Consider the following 19,954-nt stretch of genomic DNA (forward strand, 5'->3'; position numbering starts at 1 on the left):
CTCCGGCAGAAATGTCAGAGGCGCCGTTCCTTTATGGTGTTCATGACGAAACTGGTTTCGATCGAGGCGACGCATTTCAGCCGCGCGATCTTTTCCTTGATGAAGCGCTCGTACTGTTCGAGGTTTCCCGTCACCACCTTCAGCACATAGTCGCGTGAACCGGTGACGAGGTGGCATTCCAGCACCTCTTCCCAGCCGCGGATCGCGTCCTCGAACATCACGATCTCGTCTTCGTTCTGACGGCTGAGCCGGATGGTGGCGATGGCGACCATGCTCCAGCCAAAGGCTGAGGGATCGACCAGCGTGGTGTAGCCCCTGATAATTCCGGTCTCCTCCAACCGCCGCACCCGCCTCAGGCAGGGCGATGGCGACAGACCGATCCGCTCGGCAAGCTCGTGGTTGGTGATGCGGGCGTCGGCTTGCAGCTCACGCAGGATCTTGCGGTCGAAATCGTCGGCTATCTTCTGCTGCACGTTCGGTCTCTCCGGGCAATTTGTTGCGGGAATGCAGCCATGAGAGCCCCAAAATAGCAAGAACTGGTGGAACAGGATCGCATAAATTGCCGTTCAATATTTCACTCGAACAGGCAGGAAAGATCATGACCGCGCCACGCCCGTCGAAAACCCATATCGGCAACCACAAGCTCCACCCGCAGACGCTGATGCTGAGCTATGGCTTCGATCCGCAGCTTTCGGAAGGCGCGGTCAAGCCGCCGGTGTTCCTGACCTCGACCTTCGTGTTCAAGTCGGCGGAAGAAGGACGCGACTTCTTCGATTACACCTCCGGCCGCAAGGAGCCGCCGAGCGGCACGGCGTCCGGCCTGGTCTATTCGCGCTTTAACCATCCCAACAGCGAGATCGTCGAGGACCGTCTGGCGATCTATGAAGGGACGGATGCCTGCATCCTGTTTTCATCAGGCATGTCGGCGATCGCCACGACACTGCTCGCCTATATCAGGCCGGGCGACGTCATCCTTCATTCGCAGCCGCTTTACGGCGGCACCGAGACGCTTTTGACGCGCACGCTCTCCGGTTTCGGCATCGGTGCTGTCGGTTTCGCGGACGGCGTCGACGACACGGCGGTGCGCACGGCCTCCGACGCCGCCGTCGCGAAGGGCCGCGTGTCGGTCATCCTGATCGAGACGCCGTCAAATCCGACCAACAGCCTGGTCGATATCGCGCTGATGCGCAAGATCGCCGACGAGATCGGCGCGAGCCAGGGGTCGACGCCGATCGTCGTCTGCGACAACACGCTGCTCGGCCCGGTGTTCCAGCGGCCGATCGAACATGGCGCCGACGTGTCCGTCTATTCGCTGACCAAATATGTCGGCGGCCATTCCGACCTGATCGCGGGCGCCGCCATGGGCGGCAAGGCGGTCACCAAGCCGATCAAGGCGCTGCGCGGCGCGATCGGCACGCAGCTCGACCCGCATTCCTGCTGGATGCTGGGCCGCTCGCTGGAGACGCTGTCGATCCGCATGGAGCGGGCCAACGACAATGCGCGGCTGGTCGCCGAATTCCTGCGCGACCATGCCAAGGTCGAGAAGGTGCATTACCTGCCGTTCCTGGGCGAGGACACGCCGGCTGGCCGCACCTACAGGGCGCAATGCACTGGTGCCGGCTCGACCTTCTCCTTCGATATCAAGGGCAGAGAGAAGGCGGCTTTCGCCTTTCTCAACAACCTGCAGATCTTCAAGCTGGCGGTGAGCCTGGGCGGAACGGAGTCCTTGGCCAGCCACCCCGCGGCCATGACGCACTCGGGCATACCCTTCGAGGTGCGCGAGCGCATCGGCGTGCTGGAGACCACGGTCAGGCTGTCGATCGGCGTGGAGCACCCGGACGATCTGATCGCCGACCTGACGCAGGCGCTGACGGCGGTCTGACGCTCCCCGTATCCGGGGTATCGCGCGGTCCATTAGTTTGCACGTAAGTGTTACTCGCGCGCAGCCATTCGCTCTTATAAGCGTTGTGCCGATACATCCGCGCGCCGGGGAGCCGTGGCTGGATGTCATCAGCAAACGGAGATCCTCATGCGTATCCAATCCTTGGCGCCGATGCTTTCGGCGCTGGCCATCTCGGCGTCCTTCCTTACGGCAGCGCCGGCCCTGGCCGAGACGGTGAAGCTGAAAGCGACGCTCGACGGCGCCCAGCAGAACCCGCCGGTGACCACAAAAGGCAAGGGCACCGCAGCTCTTACCTTCGACACGGCCACGAAGAAACTCAGCTGGAACGTCAAATATTCCGGCCTCAGCGGGTCGGCGACCGCCGGGCATATTCACGGCCCAGCCGCGATGGGTGAAAACGCCGGGGTGGCGATCCCGTTCAAGGGCAAGCTCAAGAGCCCGATCAAAGGGTCGGCCGTGCTGACCGACGCGCAGGCCGCCGACCTGATGGGCGGCAAGGATTATGTCAATTTGCACACGGCAGCCAACAAGGACGGCGAAATCCGCGGACAGATCGAGGCCGCGAAATAGCGCAAGCCGCATGACGAAAAGGGGCGGGCGACCGCCTCTTTTTTTGTTTGGACTACGCCTTGTCGCGTATCTGCGTCATCGTCTTGGTCGGCGTGATCGCTTCGGGGTCGAGGCGGATTTCCACGATCGCCGGCTTGCCGCTGGCGCGGGCACGTTCGAAGGCGGGAGCGAAATCGGCGGTCTTGTCGACCGTTTCGCCATGGCCGCCATAGGCGCGGGCGAGAGCCGCGAAGTCGGGGTTCTTAAGATCGGTGGCGACGACGCGGCCGGGATATTCGCGCTCCTGATGCATGCGGATGGTGCCATAGATGCCGTTGTTGACGACGACCACAATGATAGGCAGGTCATACTGCACGGCGGTGGCGAATTCCTGCCCGTTCATCAGGAAGCAGCCGTCGCCGGCGAAGGCGACCACGGTGCGCTCCGGAAACAGCTCTTTGGCAGCGACGGCCGCAGGCGTGCCATAGCCCATCGAGCCCGATGTCGGCGCACCTTGAGTGGCGAAGCGGCGGAAGCGGTGGAAGCGATGCACCCAGGTCGCGTAATTGCCGGCGCCGTTGGTGAGAATGGCGTCGTCGGGCAGCATCTTTTCGAGGTAGTTCATGATCGGGCCCATCTGGACCGAGCCGGGGCCGCCTTCCGGTGGCGTCGACCAGTCGAGATAGGAGGCATGCAGCTTTGGTGTCTCGGCTGCCCAAGTCGGCTCAGAGGCCGGCTTGCGCTTGGCGAAAGCGTCGATGAAGGCAGAAGGCGAGGCGTTGATCGCCAGTGTCGGCCTGTAGACGCGGCCGAGCTCGCCAGCGTCGGCATGGACATGGACCAGTGTCTGGTCGGGGTAGGGGCTTTTCAGCAGCGTGTAGTCCGAGGACGGCATTTCGCCCATGCGGCCGCCGATCAGGAGCACGAGATCGGCCTGCTTGATCGCTGTGGCCAGCTTGGGGTTGATGCCGATGCCGACATCGCCGGCATAGTTCGGATGTAGATGATCGAACAGCATCTGCCGGCGGAAGGAACAACCGACCGGCAGCGACCACGCCTCGGCGACCGTGCGCATTTGCGCCACCGCCTCGGCGTCCCAGCGCGTGCCGCCGAGGATGACGAACGGCCGCTTGGCCTTAGCCAGCAGCTTTTCCAGCGCATCGAGCTCCGCTTCGCCCGGCCGTGTCTCAACCGGCGTGTGCGGCAAGGCGATAGGTGCTTCGACGATGCTGGTCAGCATGTCTTCGGGCAGCGAGATCACCACCGGGCCGGGCCGGCCCGATGTCGCCACCGCGAAGGCGCGGGTGACGAATTCGGGGATGCGCGAGGCGTCGTCGATCTCGACCACCCATTTGGCGATATCGCCGAAGAACCTCTTATAATCGACCTCTTGGAACGCTTCACGCTCCTTGGCGTGGCTGGCGACCTGGCCGATGAACAGGATGACGGGTATAGAATCCTGCATGGCGATGTGGATGCCGGCCGAGGCGTTGGTGGCGCCGGGGCCGCGGGTGACGAAGCAGATGCCGGGCTTCCCGGTCAGGCGGCCGTGGCAATCGGCCATCATCGCGGCACCGCCTTCCTGGCGGCAGACGATGGTGCGGATCGCAGAATCGTGCAGCGCGTCGAGCACCGCCAGATAGGATTCACCCGGCACACAATAGATGCGGTCGGTGCCGTTGGCTTCGAGCGCGTCGACGATGAGTTGTCCGCCGGTCTTCATTGTCCAGACTTCTCCAGTTCGGCAAGGATTTCTTGCGTGTGCTCGCCCAGGCGCGGCGAGGGGCGCTCATAGACCAGCGGCGTGCCCGACATCACCATCGGCGCACGCACCGAAGGCAGAAGATTGCCATGGCCGTCGTCGAGATCAAGCCGCATGCCGCGCGCGATCGTCTGCGGATCGGCAAACATCTGGCCGATCGTGTTGATCGGGCTCGCCGGCACGCTGGCCGCTTCCAGCTTGGCCAGCAGCGGATCGCGGTCAAAAACCTTCAGCGCCTCGATCATGCGCTCATGCAATTTCACCCGGTTGGCGACCCGGGCGGGGTTGGTGGCGAAGTCGGGATTGGCAGGCAGGTCGCCCAGTCCGACAGCGGCGCAGAATTTGGCGAACTGGCCGTCATTGCCGACCGCCAGGATGATGTGCCCATCCCGGACCGGCACCACCTCGTAGGGGGCGATGTTCATATGCGCATTGCCCATCTGCACCGGCGATTTGCCGGAGACGAGATAGTTCAAATTCTGGTTGCCGAGCGCCGAGATCTGGGTGTCGAAGAGCGCCATGTCGACGTGCTGGCCTTCGCCGGTTTGTTCGGCATGGCGCAATGCTGCCTGGATGGCGATGACCGAATAGAGGCCGGTGAAGATGTCGGAGATGGCGACGCCCGCTTTTTGCGGCTCGCGGCCGACCTCGCCGGTGATCGACATCATGCCGGCCATGGCCTGGATGATGAAGTCGTAGCCGGCGCGCGGCGCATAGGGTCCGTCCTGGCCGAAGCCGGTGATCGAGCAATAGACGAGGCGCGGGTTGATCTTGCGCAGGCTGTCATAGTCGAGGTCGTATTTCTTCAGACCGCCGAGCTTGAAGTTCTCGATCAGCACGTCCGAGGTGGCGACCAGCCGGCGCACGGTCTCGGCCCCTTCCGGTGTCGAGAAATCGATGGCGATGGAGCGCTTGCCGCGATTGCAGGAATGGTAATAGGCGGCCGACAGGTTCTCGCCGTCCTTGCCCATGACGAAGGGTGGCCCCCATTTGCGGGTGTCGTCGCCGCCATCGGGGCTTTCGACCTTGATGACATCGGCGCCGAGATCGGCAAGCAACTGCCCGGCCCATGGCCCGGCAAGGATGCGGGCGAGTTCGACGACGCGGACGCCTTTCAGCGGGGGCTCAGCCATGGATCACCGTGGTTGCCGCAATCACCGTGACTGCTGCGAAAGCAGAGCCTCTATCAAGCCCTGCAACGGCTGTCACGGCTCTTGCAATGGGCCAATCCGTCACGCTTTGAGGACTTTGTCGGCCCAGGCGGCGAAATCATCCATGATGATGTCGCGATTCACCTCGTTCAGGCTTTCGTGGCGGGTGTCGACGTAAACCTTTGAAACCAGATTCGAAAAGCCCATCGCGCGCATGCGGCTGGCAAGATGCGTGATCCCTTTGCCATAATCCGAGGCGGGATCTCTTTCGCCGCCGACGATGCTGATGGGCAGGTCGCGCCGGATGCCGGCAAAGCCGGCATCCTTGCCGCCGTTCAGCGCCATCGAGACCACATCGCGCCACATCGATACCGAGGCATCCCAGCCGCAGAGCGGATCGGCGATGTATTTCGCCACTTCCGCCTCGTCGCGCGACAGCCAGTCGAACAATGTGCGGTGATTGGGCACCGCCTTGCCCCAGGCCTGGAAGGTGAGCTTCGGCAGCAGACGCGATGGCACGTCGGAGCCGAGCCGCATCCGTTCCCAGGCAAGGATGCCCAGCGCCACCTGTCCGAGCAGGCCTTCGGAGAAATTGCCGTTCCAGATAGCGGCGGCATGAATGCGCGGCGAGTGGCGCAACAGGTAGTTCAGCGCGACCGACGCTCCCATCGAATGACCAAACAGGATGACCGGTCTGTTTGGCTGTTCGCGGGCGATAAGATCATGGATGGTGCCGATATCGGCTATCACCTTGGCCGGGCCGTCGCTGGCGGCGAACCTGCCGAGCGGCGCGTCGGGGGCCTTGGTCGCGCCATGGCCGCGATGATCGTGGACATAGACATCGAAGCCGCGGGAGCCAAGAAAATCGGCAAAGCGGGCATAGCGCGCTGCGTGCTCGGCCAGGCCATGATTGATCTGGACGACGGCGCGTGCCCGGCCATCGGCCTGCCTGACGAAAAGATTGAGCTCGGCACCGGTTGGGGAGCGAACCACGCGCTGCTGGCTGAATGACATGCCGCTCGGTCCCGCCCTTGCATTATCGTCGTTGGCTTTGTTTGCGCCGGCCCACATTATGCGTCAATCCAGCAAACCCGCTTTTCGCGACGATGTTTCTTGCGTTTGGCCAGCAAAATATCGCAATTCTGACATGGAGACAGCTTCAGTCTGTCGCCCACTTGTCCAGCCGAGGATTTTCCATGCGCATTGGTGTCGTTTTCGGATTGGCCATGCTGGCCGCGTCGCTGGCCGGTGCCGCGCGTGCCGACGTCAAGATGAGCGGCTCCTTTGTGGCCGACGCTGCCTGTCCGGCAACGCAAGCCATCAAGAACGGCAAGAACCCCGGCAATGTCTCGACCGATGCCGGGCAGAGCTATCAGCTGCTTGCCGGCAACAAGGATACGCCGACGCATTATCTCATCCTGGTGCCGGGCGCCGATCCGGAGCGCCGCTGGGTGAAGGTCAGCTGCGGCCACGTTTCCGGCAGCAGCGCGGCGACCGTGCCGGCCGCACCTGACGGGCAAGGCAAGCCGGCGGCATCGGGGAAACCCGAATACGTCTTCGCGCTGAGCTGGCAGCCGGCGTTTTGCGAGACAAAGTCGAACAAGACCGAATGCAGGGCGCAGAGTGCTGGTGATTTCGACGCCACGCATTTCACCTTGCACGGTCTCTGGCCGCAGCCGAACGGCAATTTCTATTGCCAGGCGACGGCGAGCGACAAGGCCAACGACAACCCGGCCCACTGGAAAGACCTGCCGCCGGTCAATCTTGACGCCAACACCCGCACGGAACTCGATCAGGTGATGCCTGGCACGGCCTCCCACCTCGATCGGCATGAATGGATCAAGCACGGCACCTGCTACGGCAAGAGCCAGCAGGACTATTTCTCCGATGCGCTCAACCTGATGCGCGCGGTGAACAGCTCGCCGGTGCGCGAACTCTTTGCCAAGAACATCGGCGGCAAGCTGACGGCGGACCAGATCCGCGGCGCTTTCGACACTGCCTTCGGGGCGGGAGCAGGGGATCGCGTGCGCGTTTCCTGCGTCATCGATCCGTCGAGCGGCAGGCGGCTGATCGGCGAACTGACGCTCGGCCTCGCGGGTCCGATCGGGCCCAACAGCTCGCTTAAGGATCTGCTGCTGGCTTCGGTGCCGACCAACAAGGCCGGCTGCCCGACAGGCAATGTCGACGCGATCGGCTTCCAGTAACTCTCAACAGAGATACCGGACTGTCGCGCTGCCGCGCCCTGGTGCTATGCTGCGAGCGCATCATTCTGGCGGGGGCGGCAATGGATGGCATGACGAGCAGCGCGCTGGCGCGGCTGGCTTTCTGGGCCAAGGGCATGGTCTCGATAAACGATGCCCGCATGGAATGGCCGGGCTTTTCGTATACCGACGCCGAGTGGGCACGCATGCGGACGCTCTCCGAACCGATCGGCGTCGGCACCTACCAGCTGTTCACGATCGTCAATGCGGCGATCTTCATCACGATCGCGGCGATCGGCATTTTCGGTGTCTTCCTGCCGCTGGCGACGCTGCTGTTTCCCATAGCGGCGGAAACCAGCGCGCTGAAGTTTTCGCTCCTGCTGGCCGCTTGCGCTTTCCTGATCATCGGGCTCGGTCTGCCGATCTCGATGCACCTTTCGGCCATGCTGGTGGGCGGCAAGACGGTGCGGGCGGTGCTGGTTCCAGCACTCGGCGACGAGGCGTTGGCGTCAAAAGTGTCCTGGCAGATCAACCGCATCATGCTGGTCATGTGCGGCTTGCTGGTGCCGGGCATCCTGCTGTTCATTGCCTACGATATCCAGGCCGGGCCGATCATCACGGTGCTGAAATGGCTGGCGATCGCGCTGATGGCGGTTTCGACCGTGACGGGCTTTCGACGGCAGAGGAATTCGTAACGAACTAGATCTGTGCGGATTTGGTCCGCGCAGCGGCTGTGTCGGCTTCTTGGCCGCCCGGCTCGCCGACGACGCGATCGCGGCCGGTCGACTTCGCCTTGTAGAGACGCTGGTCGGCAAGCGCGAACAGGTCGGCAAGGCAGCGCGTGGTTTCGCTGACGCTGGAAACGCCAGCGCTGACGGTGAGCTCGAAGCGACTGGTGGCGGCCGAGCCCTTGACCGCGTGGCGAATGCTTTCGCCGAACAGCCTGGCGACCGAGTGCGGACGCGAACTGAGGATGGCGAATTCCTCGCCGCCGATGCGGAACACCTGGTCCTCGGCGCTTGCCGTCTCGCCAAGCAGGGCCGCGACCGCCTTCAACACCTTGTCGCCTTCGGCATGGCCGAAACGGTCATTGATCGATTTGAAATGGTCGACATCGATGATCAGCAGGCTGAGCGGCCTGGCGGTGCGCAGGCTGGCCTGGACGGCGGCTTCACCGTCGGCGTCGAAGCGCCCGCGGTGCAGCAGGCCGGTCAGGCCGTCCCGCCCGACATGTTCGACCAGCGCTTCGTAGCGTTCGCGATAGGTCAGCGTATCGAAGATATCGGTCAATCCGCGCGGCGCGGTGACTTGGCGCTCCTCGAACCATTTGAGATAGGCGACGAGCATGGTGCTGAACGTCACCGCCGCCGCCATCTTGGCGAACCAGCCGCCGAAAAAGACGGCTATCGGCGCGCCGGCAACGAAATGCAGGGCGGTGAAAAACCCGGCCTGGTCGAATGTCAGCACGCAAGCGACCGAAATCAGGATGCGCGCGAACGGCGCCTTGCGCAGATAACGCCCGAGCTTTTCATAAAGCAGGATGATCAGGATGGCATCGACGAACAGCAGCGTCGTGCCCCACACCATCAGCCAGCCCATCTGGTCGATGAAGCCGATGTCTGGGAGCCTGCCGTCGGGAAGTGCCGCGATGACGTGCAGGCGCAGCAGCAGCACCAGCCCGATCATCAGCGCATTGCCGAGCAGCAGGCCGTAGATCGGCTGACGCACAGTTGCAGCGTCCTCTTTCATATAGAGCAGCAAAAGCATCACCAGCTTGCCGGAAAACAGCACCGCCGAGCCAGGCGAGACCATGCCGAACGGCAAGGCGACATAAAAAACGCTGGCGAGGTAGGTCTCGAGGAAGTGCATGACACCGAGCGCGCAGATGAACACGCCGAGGCCGATGCGCCTCCGGAAGCGGAAAAGCGTCACCATGACGCTGAAATAGACGACCGCTTCGGCAAGGAGCAGGAAACTGTTCAGCAATGCCGTCGACCCGATCTCTTTCTCGAAATCGCGAATAGCGAGCGATTCCACTCCGATCCTGTTTTGACGCCGAAGAGTTAACCGGAGATTTCAGCACGCTTCGTGCTGGTGGAAAACTTCGGCGGTTGGCGGACACTTCCGCGTGTGACCGGGCAGATATGGCAAAAGCGATTGCCGTTCGCCGCCGCATCGCCTACATAGCGGCCAACCTCCACTCAATTCGACAGATCCAGTCAGTTTTCTGGGCCAGTCAGTTTTTTTCAGGGAAAGCGCGCGTGGCACGCCAGTTCATCTATCACATGGCCGGCCTCAACAAGGCCTATGGCACCAAGAAGGTGCTCGAGAATGTCCATCTCTCCTTCTATCCCGACGCCAAGATCGGCATCCTCGGCCCCAACGGTTCGGGCAAGTCGACGATCCTCAAGATCATGGCCGGGCTCGACAAGGAGTGGAACGGCGAAGCCTGGCTGGCCGAAGGCGCAACCGTCGGCTACCTGGCGCAGGAGCCGGCGCTCGATCCGGACAAGACCGTGTTCGAAAACATCATGGAAGGCGTCGCCGCCAAGACCGCGATCATCGAACGCTATAACGAATTGATGATGAACTACTCCGACGAGACGGCCGACGAGTCGGCCAAGCTTCAGGACGAGATGGACCGGCTCAACCTGTGGGATCTCGAACAGCAGGTCGAGATGGCGATGGAAGCGCTGGGCTGCCCGCCCAAGGATTCGGAAGTCACCAAGCTTTCGGGCGGCGAGCGGCGCCGCGTCGCGCTTTGCCAACTCTTGCTGCGCCAGCCCGACCTTTTGCTGCTCGACGAACCGACCAACCATCTCGACGCCGAAACCACGGCGTGGCTGGAAAAGCATTTGCGTGCCTATCCGGGCGCCGTGATGATCATCACCCACGATCGCTACTTCCTCGACAACGTCACCGGCTGGATCCTCGAACTCGATCGCGGCCGCGGCATTCCCTATGAGGGCAACTACACCAAATACCTCGAAGCCAAGGCCAAGCGGCTCAAGCAGGAAGGCCGCGAGGACGATGCCCGCCAGCGCGCCATCGGCCGCGAGCGCGAATGGATCCAGTCGAGCCCGAAGGCCCGCCAGACGAAGTCCAAGGCGCGTATCCAGGCGTTCCAGGATCTTTTGGATGCAGCCGACAAGCGGCGTCCGAGCGATACGCAGATCGTCATCCCGCATGGCGAGCGGCTCGGCAATGTGGTGATCGAGGCGGAAGGCCTGTCGAAGGGCTTTGGCGACACGCTTTTGATCGACGGCCTGGAATTCAAGCTGCCGCCCGGCGGCATCGTCGGCGTCATCGGCCCGAACGGCGCCGGCAAGACGACGCTGTTTCGCATGATCACCGGCCAGGAAAAGCCGGATGCGGGCTCAGTGCGCGTCGGCGAAACGGTGAAGCTCGGCTATGTCGACCAGAGCCGCGATGCGCTCGATCCGTCAAAGACGGTATGGGAAGAGATTTCCGGCGGCGCAGAAGTGGTCAAGCTCGGCAAATTCGAGGCCAACACGCGTGCCTATTGCGCGTCGTTCAACTTCCGTGGCGGCGACCAGCAGCAGAAGGTCGGCAATCTGTCCGGCGGCCAGCGCAACCGCGTGCATCTGGCCAAGATGCTGAAGACCGGCGGCAATGTGCTGCTGCTCGACGAACCGACCAACGATCTCGACACCGAAACGCTGGCGGCACTCGAAGACGCGCTGGAAAACTTCGGCGGCTGCGCCGTCATCATCTCGCACGATCGCATGTTCCTCGATCGCCTGGCGACGCACATCCTCGCCTTCGAGGGCGACAGCCATGTCGAATGGTTCGAGGGCAATTTCGAGGATTACGAGCAGGACAAGATCCGCCGCCTCGGGCCGGATGCCGTCAACCCGCACCGCATGACCTACAAGAGGCTGACGCGGTAAGGGGTTTTCCGGGCGGCGAATTCTCAAGAAGACGTGAGGAGTTCACATGGCTGATTGGTCCGCCGCCCAATATCTGAAATTCGAGGACGAGCGCACGCGGCCCGCGCGAGACCTGGTGGCACAGGTGCCGGTGGACTTCCCGCGCCGGGTCGTCGACATCGGCTGCGGGCCGGGCAACTCGACCGAGCTGCTCGTCGAGCGCTGGCCGGATGCGCAGGTGAGCGGCTTCGACACTTCGCCCGACATGATCGAGAAGGCGAGGGCGCGTCTGCCCGAGGTCACCTTTGATCTGGCCGATGCCTCCAAATGGCAGCCGGCGGAGCCGGTCGACGTGATCTTCGCCAATGCGGTGTTCCAGTGGCTGCCCGAGCATCCCGCTGTGTTCCAGCGGCTGATGGGTTTTCTTGCGCCAGGCGGCGCGCTGGCCATCCAGATGCCCGACAATATGGGCGAGGACTCGCACCGCCTGATGCGTGAAACCGCCGCCGAAATGCCGTTTGCCGAAAAGCTCAAGGGCGCGGCACGCGGGCCGTTGCCGCCGGTGTCGTTCTATTATGATCTTCTGTCGCCGCTCAGCGATCGGCTGGATATCTGGCACACCATCTACAACCACCCGCTTGCCGATGCGCAGGCGATCGTCGAATGGGTGAAGTCGACGGGCCTGAAACCGTTCCTCGATCCGCTGGGTGCCGATGAGCGGACGCTGTTCCTCGAATGTTACACGGCCAAGATCGCCAAGGCCTATCCGAAGACGGCTGATGGCAAGGTGCTCTTGCGCTTTCCGCGCATTTTCATTGTCGCAAAACGAGCTTGATTATCCGTGTTGCGCGGCGTCTTAGGGCCGCTTGGCTTTGCCTGTGGCCATGTCAAGGATCGGCTTAAGTCGGCCCAGATCTTTGGTTTAAGCCGGCGTAAACCGCCTCGGTGAGAAAACTGTTGCGCCGGAGCATTCCGGCGCCCACATGAAGCCGCAGCGCCTGCGGATGGGACGGACTGGACATGCATCGCGTCATCATCAGCGGCATCGGCGTTGAAATCCCCGAACCCACAATCACCAATGAAGAACTGGTCGCCAGCTTCAATGCCTGGGTCGACACGGAAAATGCGCGCCGCCAGGATACTGGCGAGCCGCCGCTGCCGAAATCGGACAGCGACTTCATCGTCCACGCCTCGGGCGTGCGCACCCGCCATGTCATCGAGCGCGAGGGCATTCTCGATCCGACCCGGATGGCGCCGCGCATTCCGGCGCGGCCCGACGACGCGCTGTCGCTGGAGGCGGAGTTCGGCATCGCCTCGGCGAAGAAGGCGCTCGACCACGCCGGGCTGCAGCCGTCGGATATCGACCTGGTGATCTGCTCGGCCTCGCATCACCAGCGGCCCTATCCGGCGATCGCCATCGAAATGCAGGAGGCGTTGGGCACCAAGGGCGCCGGCTTCGACATGGGGCTTGGCTGTTCCTCGGCCGCGGCCGCCTTGCACGTCGCCGTCAACCTGGTGCGGTCGGGCGCGCACAAACGCATCCTGGTGACGACGCCGGAGATCATCACCGGGCATCTCAATTTCCGCGACCGGCAGACGCATTTCATCTTCGGCGACGCTTCGGTGTCGATGGTGGTCGAAGGCCTGGCCAAGGGCGACAAGCGGCCGGGGCGCTTCGAGGTGCTCGACACGCGCGTCTGGACGCAGATGTCGAACAACATCCGCACCAATCTGGGCTATCACACCCGCACCGCCCAGGAAGATCCTTACATGATCAACCTGGAAGGCAATCTGATCAAGCAGGTCGGCAACAAGGTGTTCAAGGAAGTCACCGTCGCCGGGCAAAAATTCATCGTCGAATTCCTCGCCGAGCACGGGCTGACGCCGCAGGCGATCAGGCGCTTCTGGCTGCATCAGGCCAATGCGCGCATGAATGCGATGATCCTGAAACTGTCGTTCGGCCACGAAGTCGACCACGACCGCGCGCCGATGGTGCTGGAGCGGCTGGGCAACACGGCGGGCGCCGGCGCCATCGTCGCGCTGTCGGAGAACCACGCCGACATGAAGCCCGGCGATTTCGGCCTGATCTGCGCCTTTGGCGCGGGGTATTCGATAGGTGGTGCGCTGTTGCGGATGCTTTAAGCTTGTCTGGTCAAGCTGGTGCGAACGGGCACTGCCCAACTCGCCGCGTAGGAAGCTTTCTTCCAGTCTTGCCTTGGTCACGATGCCGATGATGAGCAGGGCGGTTCCGGCTATGCCCCAGAGGGTGCCCTTGGCCGCCATGGTGGCGAGGATCGCCAGGCAGCAATCCGGTGTAGATCGGATGCCGGACAACGCCATACGGGCCGGTATTGATGACCCGATGCCCGGCCTTGGCGGTGATGGCGCCCGACCACAGCCTGCCGAGATGCAGGCGCGCCCACCAGGCAAAGGCGATGCCGATGGCGATCAGGGCGACACAGATCCAGGCTTCGGAGAGATCAGGCATCCACAGCCTGAGCCGGCCTTCATAGCCGTGCGCCGGAATGAACAGCAGCACCGCGCCGGCCAGCCATAGACCCCGATAGCGGGCCTCCGCCCTGAACCCGGCGCGCTTCTGGGCAGGGTCGGACCACAGGGCGGCGACGGCCCAGATTCCTGCCCAGATCAACCAAAGCAACGTGATTGCCGTCACAGGTCGCATGATCAGCCTCCGCAAACTGTCTGGACGTAACCATGAAACCGGCACCGCGCGGCGGCAATGCGGCGCGAAATCGATGAAAGGTAAGAAAAGCGTGATCGCGATCCTATCGGTGCTGTTGATCGGACGATCAGCACTTTCGACTGGACGCCTCGGAGCCCGCCCGGCTAACTCGTCGAATGACGATTGGAAAGAACGCCATGTCGGATCTCTTCCCCGAGGCTGAAAAGCCGGTTGAAATCATCCCCGCGCGAAAGCTTGCCGCCAGGGCGGCAGCGCTTTACGTGGCGCCGGCGGATCATTTTCAGACCCGCCCGGTGGACGAATTGCGGCTGGGTTTCGACGGCATTTCAGGCGATTTCCATGCCGGACCGACACGGCGCTCGGGCGGGCGCGAGCCCTGGTATCCGCGCGGCACGGAAATACGCAACGAACGGCAATTGTCCGTCGTGGCGGCGGACGAGCTGGCGGTTGTCGCCGAACGCATGGGCCTGGCCGAGATCAGGCCGGAGTGGATCGGCGCCAATCTTGTGATCGAAGGGGTGCCGAACCTCTCCATGCTGCCGGCCGGCACGCTGCTGTTCTTCAAGGGCGGCGTCACCATCAAGGTCGACGCACAGAACGGCCCGTGCCGCATCGCCGGCCGGTCGATCGCCGAAAACGCCGGATTGGCCGACGTCGGAGCCGGCGCGCTGTTGTTCCCGAAAGTCGCGAAACGGCTGCGCGGCGTCGTCGCCTGGGTCGAGAAGCCGGGAACGGTCATGGCCGGCGAAGAAATCTCGGTGCGCGTGCCGGAGCAGTGGATCTATCAAGCCTGAGGGCAGGCTGCGCTGCCCATGGAGCGTAGCAAAAGTGGTGGCCTCAATCCTTGCGGTTTTTCTCGAGACCTTGCTGACTATCAGGGATAATTCACAGGGCTCGACCACGCCGGATCCTCGTGCTTCTCCCAATAGAGCGCCATCAGCCGGCTGGTGATCGCGCCGACCTTGCCGTCGGCGATCCGAACACCGTCGATCTCCGTCACCGGCATGATGCCGCCTGCGGTCGAGGTGATGAAAACCTCGTCTGCCTCGTGCAATGCGGCAACGCTGACATCGGTGGCGGTGGCTGCAAGACCTTCTTCGGCGCACAGATCAAAGACAGTGCGGCGGGTGATGCCGGGCAGCACACCGATGGAAGGCGTCGACAGTTTGCCATCCTTGACGCAGAAGACGTTGAAGCCCGGGCCTTCGGCGACATTGCCGTTGAAGTCCAGAAGCAACGCAGTCTCGGCGCCGCGATCATAGGCATCGTAGAGGCCGCGCACCAGATCGAGCCAGTGGTAGTTCTTGATCGCCGGATCGATCGAGGCCGGCGGAATGCGCACCTTGTCGCTGATGGCGACACGCAGGCCGCGATGCAGCTGCTCGGCATTGGCGACCGAGCCGAACGGCACGGCGAACGCCATGAAGCGGTTGAGTGCCTGGCGCGGGTCGCGGCTGAAAGTCGGGGAGGCGCCGCGCGTGCACAGCATCTCGACATAGGCGGCGCGATGACCCGACAGCGCCACGCAATTGTGCAGGATTTCGGCCACGCCTTTGCGGTCGAAGGGAATGGTCATGCGCAGTTTTTCCAGCCCGCCGAAGAAGCGGTCGAGATGCAAATCGAGGCGGAAGAAGCGGCCATTCCAGACATGCACGGTGTCGTAGGTTGCGTCGGAATGCAGAAAGCCCCAGTCCAGAACCGAGATCTTGGCCTGCGACATCGGCAAATATTGGCCGTCGAGGAAAGCGACGCCCTCGGGGTAGGAGTGCGGGTCGACATGGCGGTCGCCAACTATGGGCAGTTGCTTCTCGTCCTGTGTTGCCATCGTCCGGCTCATCGAGGCCTCCTGTCAAGCAGGCGAGAGGCTAGCGGCGCTGGGCAGAAGGCATAGAGCCACCCGCCCGGCGCTGTTCGGCCTCCATGACGATCTGGCCGATACATTCGATCGCGATTGCCCTATCGTTCCGGGTCTGAACGGGAGGGGAAAATGGGCAGGTTTGGGGCCGTCACAGCGGCAATGATGATGTTCGCCGCCGCGGGCCAAGCCAGCGCCCAGTGCCCACGCGAAGGCGAGGAATTGTGCCAGAGCGGCCAGACCTATCGCTGCGAGAAAACCGGCAGCGAATTGACGTCGATCTTCCAGAACGTGCCTTGCGCGGTGAATGTGCCGACGCTGAGCGGCACCTGGCTCGGCAGCGGCCACCAGAGCCCGGCCGGCGATGCCGGAGCTGATTGGGCGATCGCCATGACGATCAATGATGGGGGTGCGTCCATCGACTATCCGTCGCTCGGCTGCGGCGGATCCCTGTCGCAGACGTCCAGGGACGACATTTCGGCGGAATACCACGAGAGCATCACCTACGGGCAGGACAAGTGCATCGACGGCGGCAACATCACGGTCAGGTTTTTCAAGGGAAATCTGTCCTGGACTTGGGTCGGCCAGGCCGACGGCCAGCCTTATAATGCGGTCGCAGTGCTAAAGCGGAAGTAGCCGTGGTCATTCCTCCTCGTCGTCGGCGTCGAGCAGGCGGGTTGCGCGCCAGCGGGTGAGCACGATGTTGGTCTGCTCGATGACGAAGAAACGCGCCGAGTCGCGGTCATAGCCTTCGCTGAGCAGTTTTTCGTAATCGGTGTGCATGTGGCGGATATGGGCAATGGTCGCCAGCCATACGGCGATGCCCGGCGGCAGGGTCTTCATGTGAACCGCGCCGGCGTCGGTGCGGATCTTCTCCATATCGGCATAGGGCGCCAGCGGCAGAAGTGCGGTCAGCGCCTTGGCGATGGCGCGGCGGCGGCCGGTCGGCGCTGTCATCGCCGGATCCCATTGGGCTCGTCGCGCCCTTCGATGGTCGCCTCTGATATGGCGTCGGTCGAGGCGAAATAGGGTTTTAGGTCGATGACCGGCGTGCCGTCGAGCACGTCGATGGCGTCGAGATCGATGCGGCCGGTTTCGATGTTGACGGCAATCAGCCTGGCGATGTGCAGCCCGATGGGGTTCGGGCGGGCAGGGGAGCGCAGCGCAAATACACCTTTCGCTTCAACGGCATGGCGCGGTCTCTGCACAATCAGAGTCCGCGGCGCATGATGCAGCCAGGATAGGATGATGACGTGGCTGGCGCGCTCCAGCCCCTGCAGGCCCCTTCGGTAGGGCGCGTCGATGGTCAGCACCGCCTTCTGTCCGGTCTCGCGCGCGACGCGCATGTTCTTCGGGCAGGTTTCGCGCGTCGTCCACGGCGAGGCAATGCGGCCGATGAAGACGATGCCGCCATCAGGCGGCATCAGGGCCGGATCGTTTTCCAGCCTCTGCTCCCCTTCGCGCGCCTCGAACATCTCACGCGTTTCAGTCATGGCCCGCGTCTCTTAAAACGCCACACGAGCGGCATTTTCTGGTCCGGAAGCGACATAGCGCTTGCAAGGTTTCGAAAACCGACATAAACATATGTTTATATCTTTTCAAAGAGAATACGCTGATGCATGTCTCGCTCGACACCATGGTTGATACATTGAAGGCGGCGGCCGAATCCAGCCGATTGCGCATACTGGCACTTCTGTCGCGCGGCGACCTCACGGTTTCCGATCTTACCGAAATTCTCGGCCAGTCGCAGCCGCGCGTTTCGCGTCACCTGAAGCTCTTGCTGGAGGCCGGGCTGATCGGCCGCTACCAGGAAGGGTCCTGGGCCTTCTTCCGTCTGTCGGATGCGGATTCAGCGCGTGACTTCGTCATGGGACTGGTTTCCGGCATTCGCGGCGCCGATCCGCAGGTCGAGCGCGATCTTGAGCGTCTGGCCTCGGTCAAGCGCAAGCGGCAGGACCGCGCGGTCGCGTATTTTTCGGTGAATGCGGCAAGCTGGGACCATATCCGCTCGCTGCATGTGCCGGACCGCGCCGTCGAAGCCGCAATGTTGAAGCTGGTGGGCAAGCGGCCGTTCCAGTCGATGCTGGATCTCGGCACCGGCACCGGGCGGCTGCTTGAAATCTTCTCGCCGCTTTATCGGCGCGGTGTCGGCATCGACATGTCGCGCGAGATGCTGACCGTGGCGCGCGCCAATCTCGACAAGGCCGGGGTTTCGAACGCACAGGTTCGGCAGGGCGACATCTTCGCACCGCCGGTCGAGCGCGATGCCTTCGATCTCGTCACCATCCATCAGGTGCTGCACTATCTCGACGATCCCGCCCGCGCCATCCACGAGGCGGCGCGGCTTTTGCGTCCGGCCGGACGCCTGGTCATCGTCGATTTCGCGCCGCATGCGCTGGAATTCCTGCGCGAGGAGCACGCGCATATGCGGCTCGGTTTTTCCGACCGGCAGATCGCCGACTGGTTTTCGGACGCCGGCCTCGATCTTGAAGACAGTCAGGAATTCGAGCCGCGCGGCGGCAACGAGGCCAGGCTCACCGTAAAACTCTGGCTTGGCCGCGACCGGCGCCTCTTGATCGCCGATCCTTCCAACGACACAAGGCAGGCCAAAGCGAACTCGATAGGGGAAATCGCATGAACCAGTTCCGCTTTTCCCGCCGCCCCGACATTGGCGACAAGGTCAGGGTTTCCTTCGAATTCTTCCCGCCGAAGACGGACGAGATGGAAGCGAGGCTGTGGGAGACGGTAACAAAGTTGGAGCCGCTGAAGCCGAAATTCGTCTCGGTGACCTACGGCGCCGGCGGCTCGACGCGGGAGCGTACCGCGCGCACTGTAAAGCGCATCCTGACGGAAACCGGTATTCCTGCAGCGGCGCATCTGACCTGCGTCGGTGCAACACGCGACGAGGTCGACGCGGTCATCCAGGATTACAGGTCGATCGGCATCAACCGGTTCGTGGCGCTGCGCGGCGACCCGGCCTCCGGCGTCGGCGAACCGTATCGGCCGCATCCCGGTGGCTACGAGAACGGCGCGGAGCTGGTCGCCGGGCTCAAGGCAATCGCGGACTTCGACATCTCCGTCGCGGCTTATCCGGAAAAGCATCCGCAAAGTCCCGATTTCGCCACCGACATCGAGATGCTGAAGCGCAAGGTCGACAATGGCGCGACGCGCGCCATCACCCAGTTCTTCTTCGACAATGATCTCTACGAGCGCTATGTCGAGCGCGTCCGCCGCGCCGGCATCTACATCCCGATCGTGCCGGGAATCCAGCCGGTTCACAGTTTCAGGCAGGTCGCGAACTTTTCCGCCAGGGCGGGCGCGCATGTGCCCGGCTGGCTGGCGGAGCGTTTCGAAGGCCTTGACCGGGACCCGCAGACGCATGCGCTGGTGGCGTCGGCGGTGGCAGCCGAACAGGTGATGGATCTGGTCGAGCGCGGTGTCGGCGATTTCCACTTCTACACCATGAACCGCGCCGATCTGGTCTTTGCCATCTGCCATATGATCGGCATCCGCTCGCACGAGGCGGCGGCGGCCGGATCAGCCGCGGCTTGAGGTCGGGTTCAAACAAAAGGCCGGGAAAAACCCGGCCTTTTGAATTGGTTGGACTATTTGGGTGCTGGTCTTCCCCGCTTTGGCGGTCAGGGAAGGAAGCCCATAATAAGGGCTCCGATAAAGGCGAACGCAGCACAGATCATCAATGCGTTGATAGGCCTCGTAAGTCCCATGACATAGCCTCCTCTTAAAGAGCTATGTCATGGAGTCTAGGTTCATTTGTGCCACAGGCAAGCGGAAAATGTGCTGCATTGCGACGTGATTGTGAAATCCGCGACATGTCTTTTGCCGTTAGGCTTTGAAACTCCTAGGCAAAAACCGGCTTCAGACCTGTGAATAAAATGTGGCCCGCTCGTGTCGCTGCTGTGTCATGGCAGCGCTACCCCC

General features: G+C 62.9%; 20 protein-coding genes. 11 read left to right on the forward strand and 9 right to left on the reverse strand.

Going from position 1 to position 19,954, the window contains the following annotated elements; translation table 11 throughout:
- Nucleotides 1-14: 14 nt before the first annotated feature.
- Nucleotides 15-473, reverse strand: coding sequence for an Lrp/AsnC family transcriptional regulator (locus NKI66_RS25050; RefSeq protein WP_023813182.1), 459 nt, complete (start codon nucleotides 471-473; stop codon nucleotides 15-17).
- Between the two features lie 125 nt (nucleotides 474-598).
- Here NKI66_RS25050 and NKI66_RS25055 point away from each other — a divergent pair, with 125 nt between their 5' ends.
- On the forward strand, nucleotides 599-1,882 hold the full coding sequence (locus tag NKI66_RS25055) for a cystathionine gamma-synthase family protein (RefSeq protein WP_352753355.1): 1,284 nt from the start codon (nucleotides 599-601) through the stop codon (nucleotides 1,880-1,882).
- Between the two features lie 147 nt (nucleotides 1,883-2,029).
- Entirely contained in the window at nucleotides 2,030-2,473 is a 444-nt protein-coding gene (locus tag NKI66_RS25060) for a CHRD domain-containing protein (RefSeq protein WP_023813180.1), read from the forward strand.
- Nucleotides 2,474-2,525: 52 nt separating this feature from the next.
- On the opposite strand, the gene NKI66_RS25065 is transcribed toward NKI66_RS25060, so the two are convergent.
- From NKI66_RS25065 to NKI66_RS25075, 3 genes are all read right to left on the reverse strand, one after another.
- Complete coding sequence (locus NKI66_RS25065) at nucleotides 2,526-4,175, reverse strand: thiamine pyrophosphate-binding protein (protein WP_023813179.1); 1,650 nt, start codon at nucleotides 4,173-4,175, stop codon at nucleotides 2,526-2,528.
- Nucleotides 4,172-5,347 carry a CaiB/BaiF CoA transferase family protein gene (locus NKI66_RS25070; RefSeq protein WP_023813178.1) on the reverse strand — a complete coding sequence of 392 codons (1,176 nt, stop codon included), beginning with the start codon at nucleotides 5,345-5,347 and terminating at the stop codon, nucleotides 4,172-4,174. The genes NKI66_RS25065 and NKI66_RS25070 overlap by 4 nt, the downstream gene beginning before the upstream one ends.
- 99 nt (nucleotides 5,348-5,446) lie before the next feature.
- The gene (locus tag NKI66_RS25075; protein WP_023813177.1) at nucleotides 5,447-6,379 is read right to left on the reverse strand and encodes an alpha/beta fold hydrolase; all 933 of its coding nucleotides are present in this window, start codon (nucleotides 6,377-6,379) and stop codon (nucleotides 5,447-5,449) included.
- Nucleotides 6,380-6,561: 182 nt separating this feature from the next.
- On the opposite strand from NKI66_RS25075, the gene NKI66_RS25080 reads away from it, so the two are divergent.
- Together NKI66_RS25080 and NKI66_RS25085 are read left to right on the forward strand one after the other, a co-directional pair.
- A complete protein-coding gene (locus NKI66_RS25080) occupies nucleotides 6,562-7,569 on the forward strand; it encodes a ribonuclease T2 family protein (RefSeq protein WP_023813176.1) in 1,008 nt (335 codons plus the stop codon).
- An 80-nt stretch (nucleotides 7,570-7,649) separates the two neighbouring features.
- Nucleotides 7,650-8,261 (forward strand): hypothetical protein, encoded by a 612-nt coding sequence (locus NKI66_RS25085; RefSeq protein WP_128303465.1) that lies wholly within the window; start codon nucleotides 7,650-7,652, stop codon nucleotides 8,259-8,261.
- A gap of 4 nt (nucleotides 8,262-8,265) precedes the next feature.
- On the opposite strand, the gene NKI66_RS25090 is transcribed toward NKI66_RS25085, so the two are convergent.
- Complete coding sequence (locus NKI66_RS25090) at nucleotides 8,266-9,552, reverse strand: GGDEF domain-containing protein (RefSeq protein ID WP_023813174.1); 1,287 nt, start codon at nucleotides 9,550-9,552, stop codon at nucleotides 8,266-8,268.
- Between the two features lie 275 nt (nucleotides 9,553-9,827).
- Here NKI66_RS25090 and ettA point away from each other — a divergent pair, with 275 nt between their 5' ends.
- From ettA to NKI66_RS25105, 3 genes are all read left to right on the forward strand, one after another.
- Nucleotides 9,828-11,477, forward strand: coding sequence for an energy-dependent translational throttle protein EttA (ettA, locus tag NKI66_RS25095; RefSeq protein ID WP_013530923.1), 1,650 nt, complete (start codon nucleotides 9,828-9,830; stop codon nucleotides 11,475-11,477).
- A gap of 46 nt (nucleotides 11,478-11,523) precedes the next feature.
- Nucleotides 11,524-12,291, forward strand: a complete 768-nt coding sequence (gene tam, locus NKI66_RS25100; protein ID WP_023813173.1) for a trans-aconitate 2-methyltransferase — start codon at nucleotides 11,524-11,526, stop codon at nucleotides 12,289-12,291.
- Nucleotides 12,292-12,476: 185 nt separating this feature from the next.
- Complete coding sequence (locus NKI66_RS25105) at nucleotides 12,477-13,598, forward strand: beta-ketoacyl-ACP synthase III (protein WP_023813172.1); 1,122 nt, start codon at nucleotides 12,477-12,479, stop codon at nucleotides 13,596-13,598.
- Nucleotides 13,599-13,608: 10 nt separating this feature from the next.
- On the opposite strand, the gene NKI66_RS25110 is transcribed toward NKI66_RS25105, so the two are convergent.
- A complete protein-coding gene (locus NKI66_RS25110; protein WP_352442213.1) occupies nucleotides 13,609-14,139 on the reverse strand; it encodes a methyltransferase family protein in 531 nt (176 codons plus the stop codon).
- 197 nt (nucleotides 14,140-14,336) lie between these two features.
- Between NKI66_RS25110 and NKI66_RS25115 the strand changes: the two genes are divergently transcribed.
- Nucleotides 14,337-14,954, forward strand: coding sequence for an MOSC domain-containing protein (locus NKI66_RS25115; protein WP_352442214.1), 618 nt, complete (start codon nucleotides 14,337-14,339; stop codon nucleotides 14,952-14,954).
- A gap of 80 nt (nucleotides 14,955-15,034) precedes the next feature.
- Here the strand turns inward: NKI66_RS25115 and NKI66_RS25120 are convergent, their stop codons facing one another.
- The gene (locus tag NKI66_RS25120) at nucleotides 15,035-15,997 is read right to left on the reverse strand and encodes a D-amino acid aminotransferase (RefSeq protein ID WP_352442215.1); all 963 of its coding nucleotides are present in this window, start codon (nucleotides 15,995-15,997) and stop codon (nucleotides 15,035-15,037) included.
- Between the two features lie 150 nt (nucleotides 15,998-16,147).
- Between NKI66_RS25120 and NKI66_RS25125 the strand changes: the two genes are divergently transcribed.
- Nucleotides 16,148-16,651: a hypothetical protein gene (locus NKI66_RS25125; RefSeq protein WP_352442216.1), complete on the forward strand. Its 504-nt coding sequence runs from the start codon at nucleotides 16,148-16,150 to the stop codon at nucleotides 16,649-16,651.
- Between the two features lie 6 nt (nucleotides 16,652-16,657).
- Here NKI66_RS25125 and NKI66_RS25130 read toward each other — a convergent pair whose 3' ends face one another.
- Both NKI66_RS25130 and tsaA read right to left on the reverse strand, forming a co-directional pair.
- The gene (locus tag NKI66_RS25130; RefSeq protein WP_127260329.1) at nucleotides 16,658-16,972 is read right to left on the reverse strand and encodes a DUF2293 domain-containing protein; all 315 of its coding nucleotides are present in this window, start codon (nucleotides 16,970-16,972) and stop codon (nucleotides 16,658-16,660) included.
- Nucleotides 16,969-17,508: a tRNA (N6-threonylcarbamoyladenosine(37)-N6)-methyltransferase TrmO gene (gene tsaA / locus NKI66_RS25135; RefSeq protein WP_352442217.1), complete on the reverse strand. Its 540-nt coding sequence runs from the start codon at nucleotides 17,506-17,508 to the stop codon at nucleotides 16,969-16,971. Before tsaA ends, NKI66_RS25130 begins: the two co-directional genes overlap by 4 nt.
- 122 nt (nucleotides 17,509-17,630) lie before the next feature.
- Between tsaA and NKI66_RS25140 the strand changes: the two genes are divergently transcribed.
- Together NKI66_RS25140 and metF are read left to right on the forward strand one after the other, a co-directional pair.
- Entirely contained in the window at nucleotides 17,631-18,653 is a 1,023-nt protein-coding gene (locus tag NKI66_RS25140; protein WP_352442218.1) for an ArsR/SmtB family transcription factor, read from the forward strand.
- Nucleotides 18,650-19,567 carry a methylenetetrahydrofolate reductase [NAD(P)H] gene (gene metF, locus NKI66_RS25145; RefSeq protein WP_352442219.1) on the forward strand — a complete coding sequence of 306 codons (918 nt, stop codon included), beginning with the start codon at nucleotides 18,650-18,652 and terminating at the stop codon, nucleotides 19,565-19,567. Before NKI66_RS25140 ends, metF begins: the two co-directional genes overlap by 4 nt.
- The last annotated feature ends 387 nt before the right edge of the window (nucleotides 19,568-19,954 follow it).

This window comes from Mesorhizobium sp. M0518 (genome assembly GCF_040321125.1).
Lineage (GTDB): Bacteria > Pseudomonadota > Alphaproteobacteria > Rhizobiales > Rhizobiaceae > Mesorhizobium.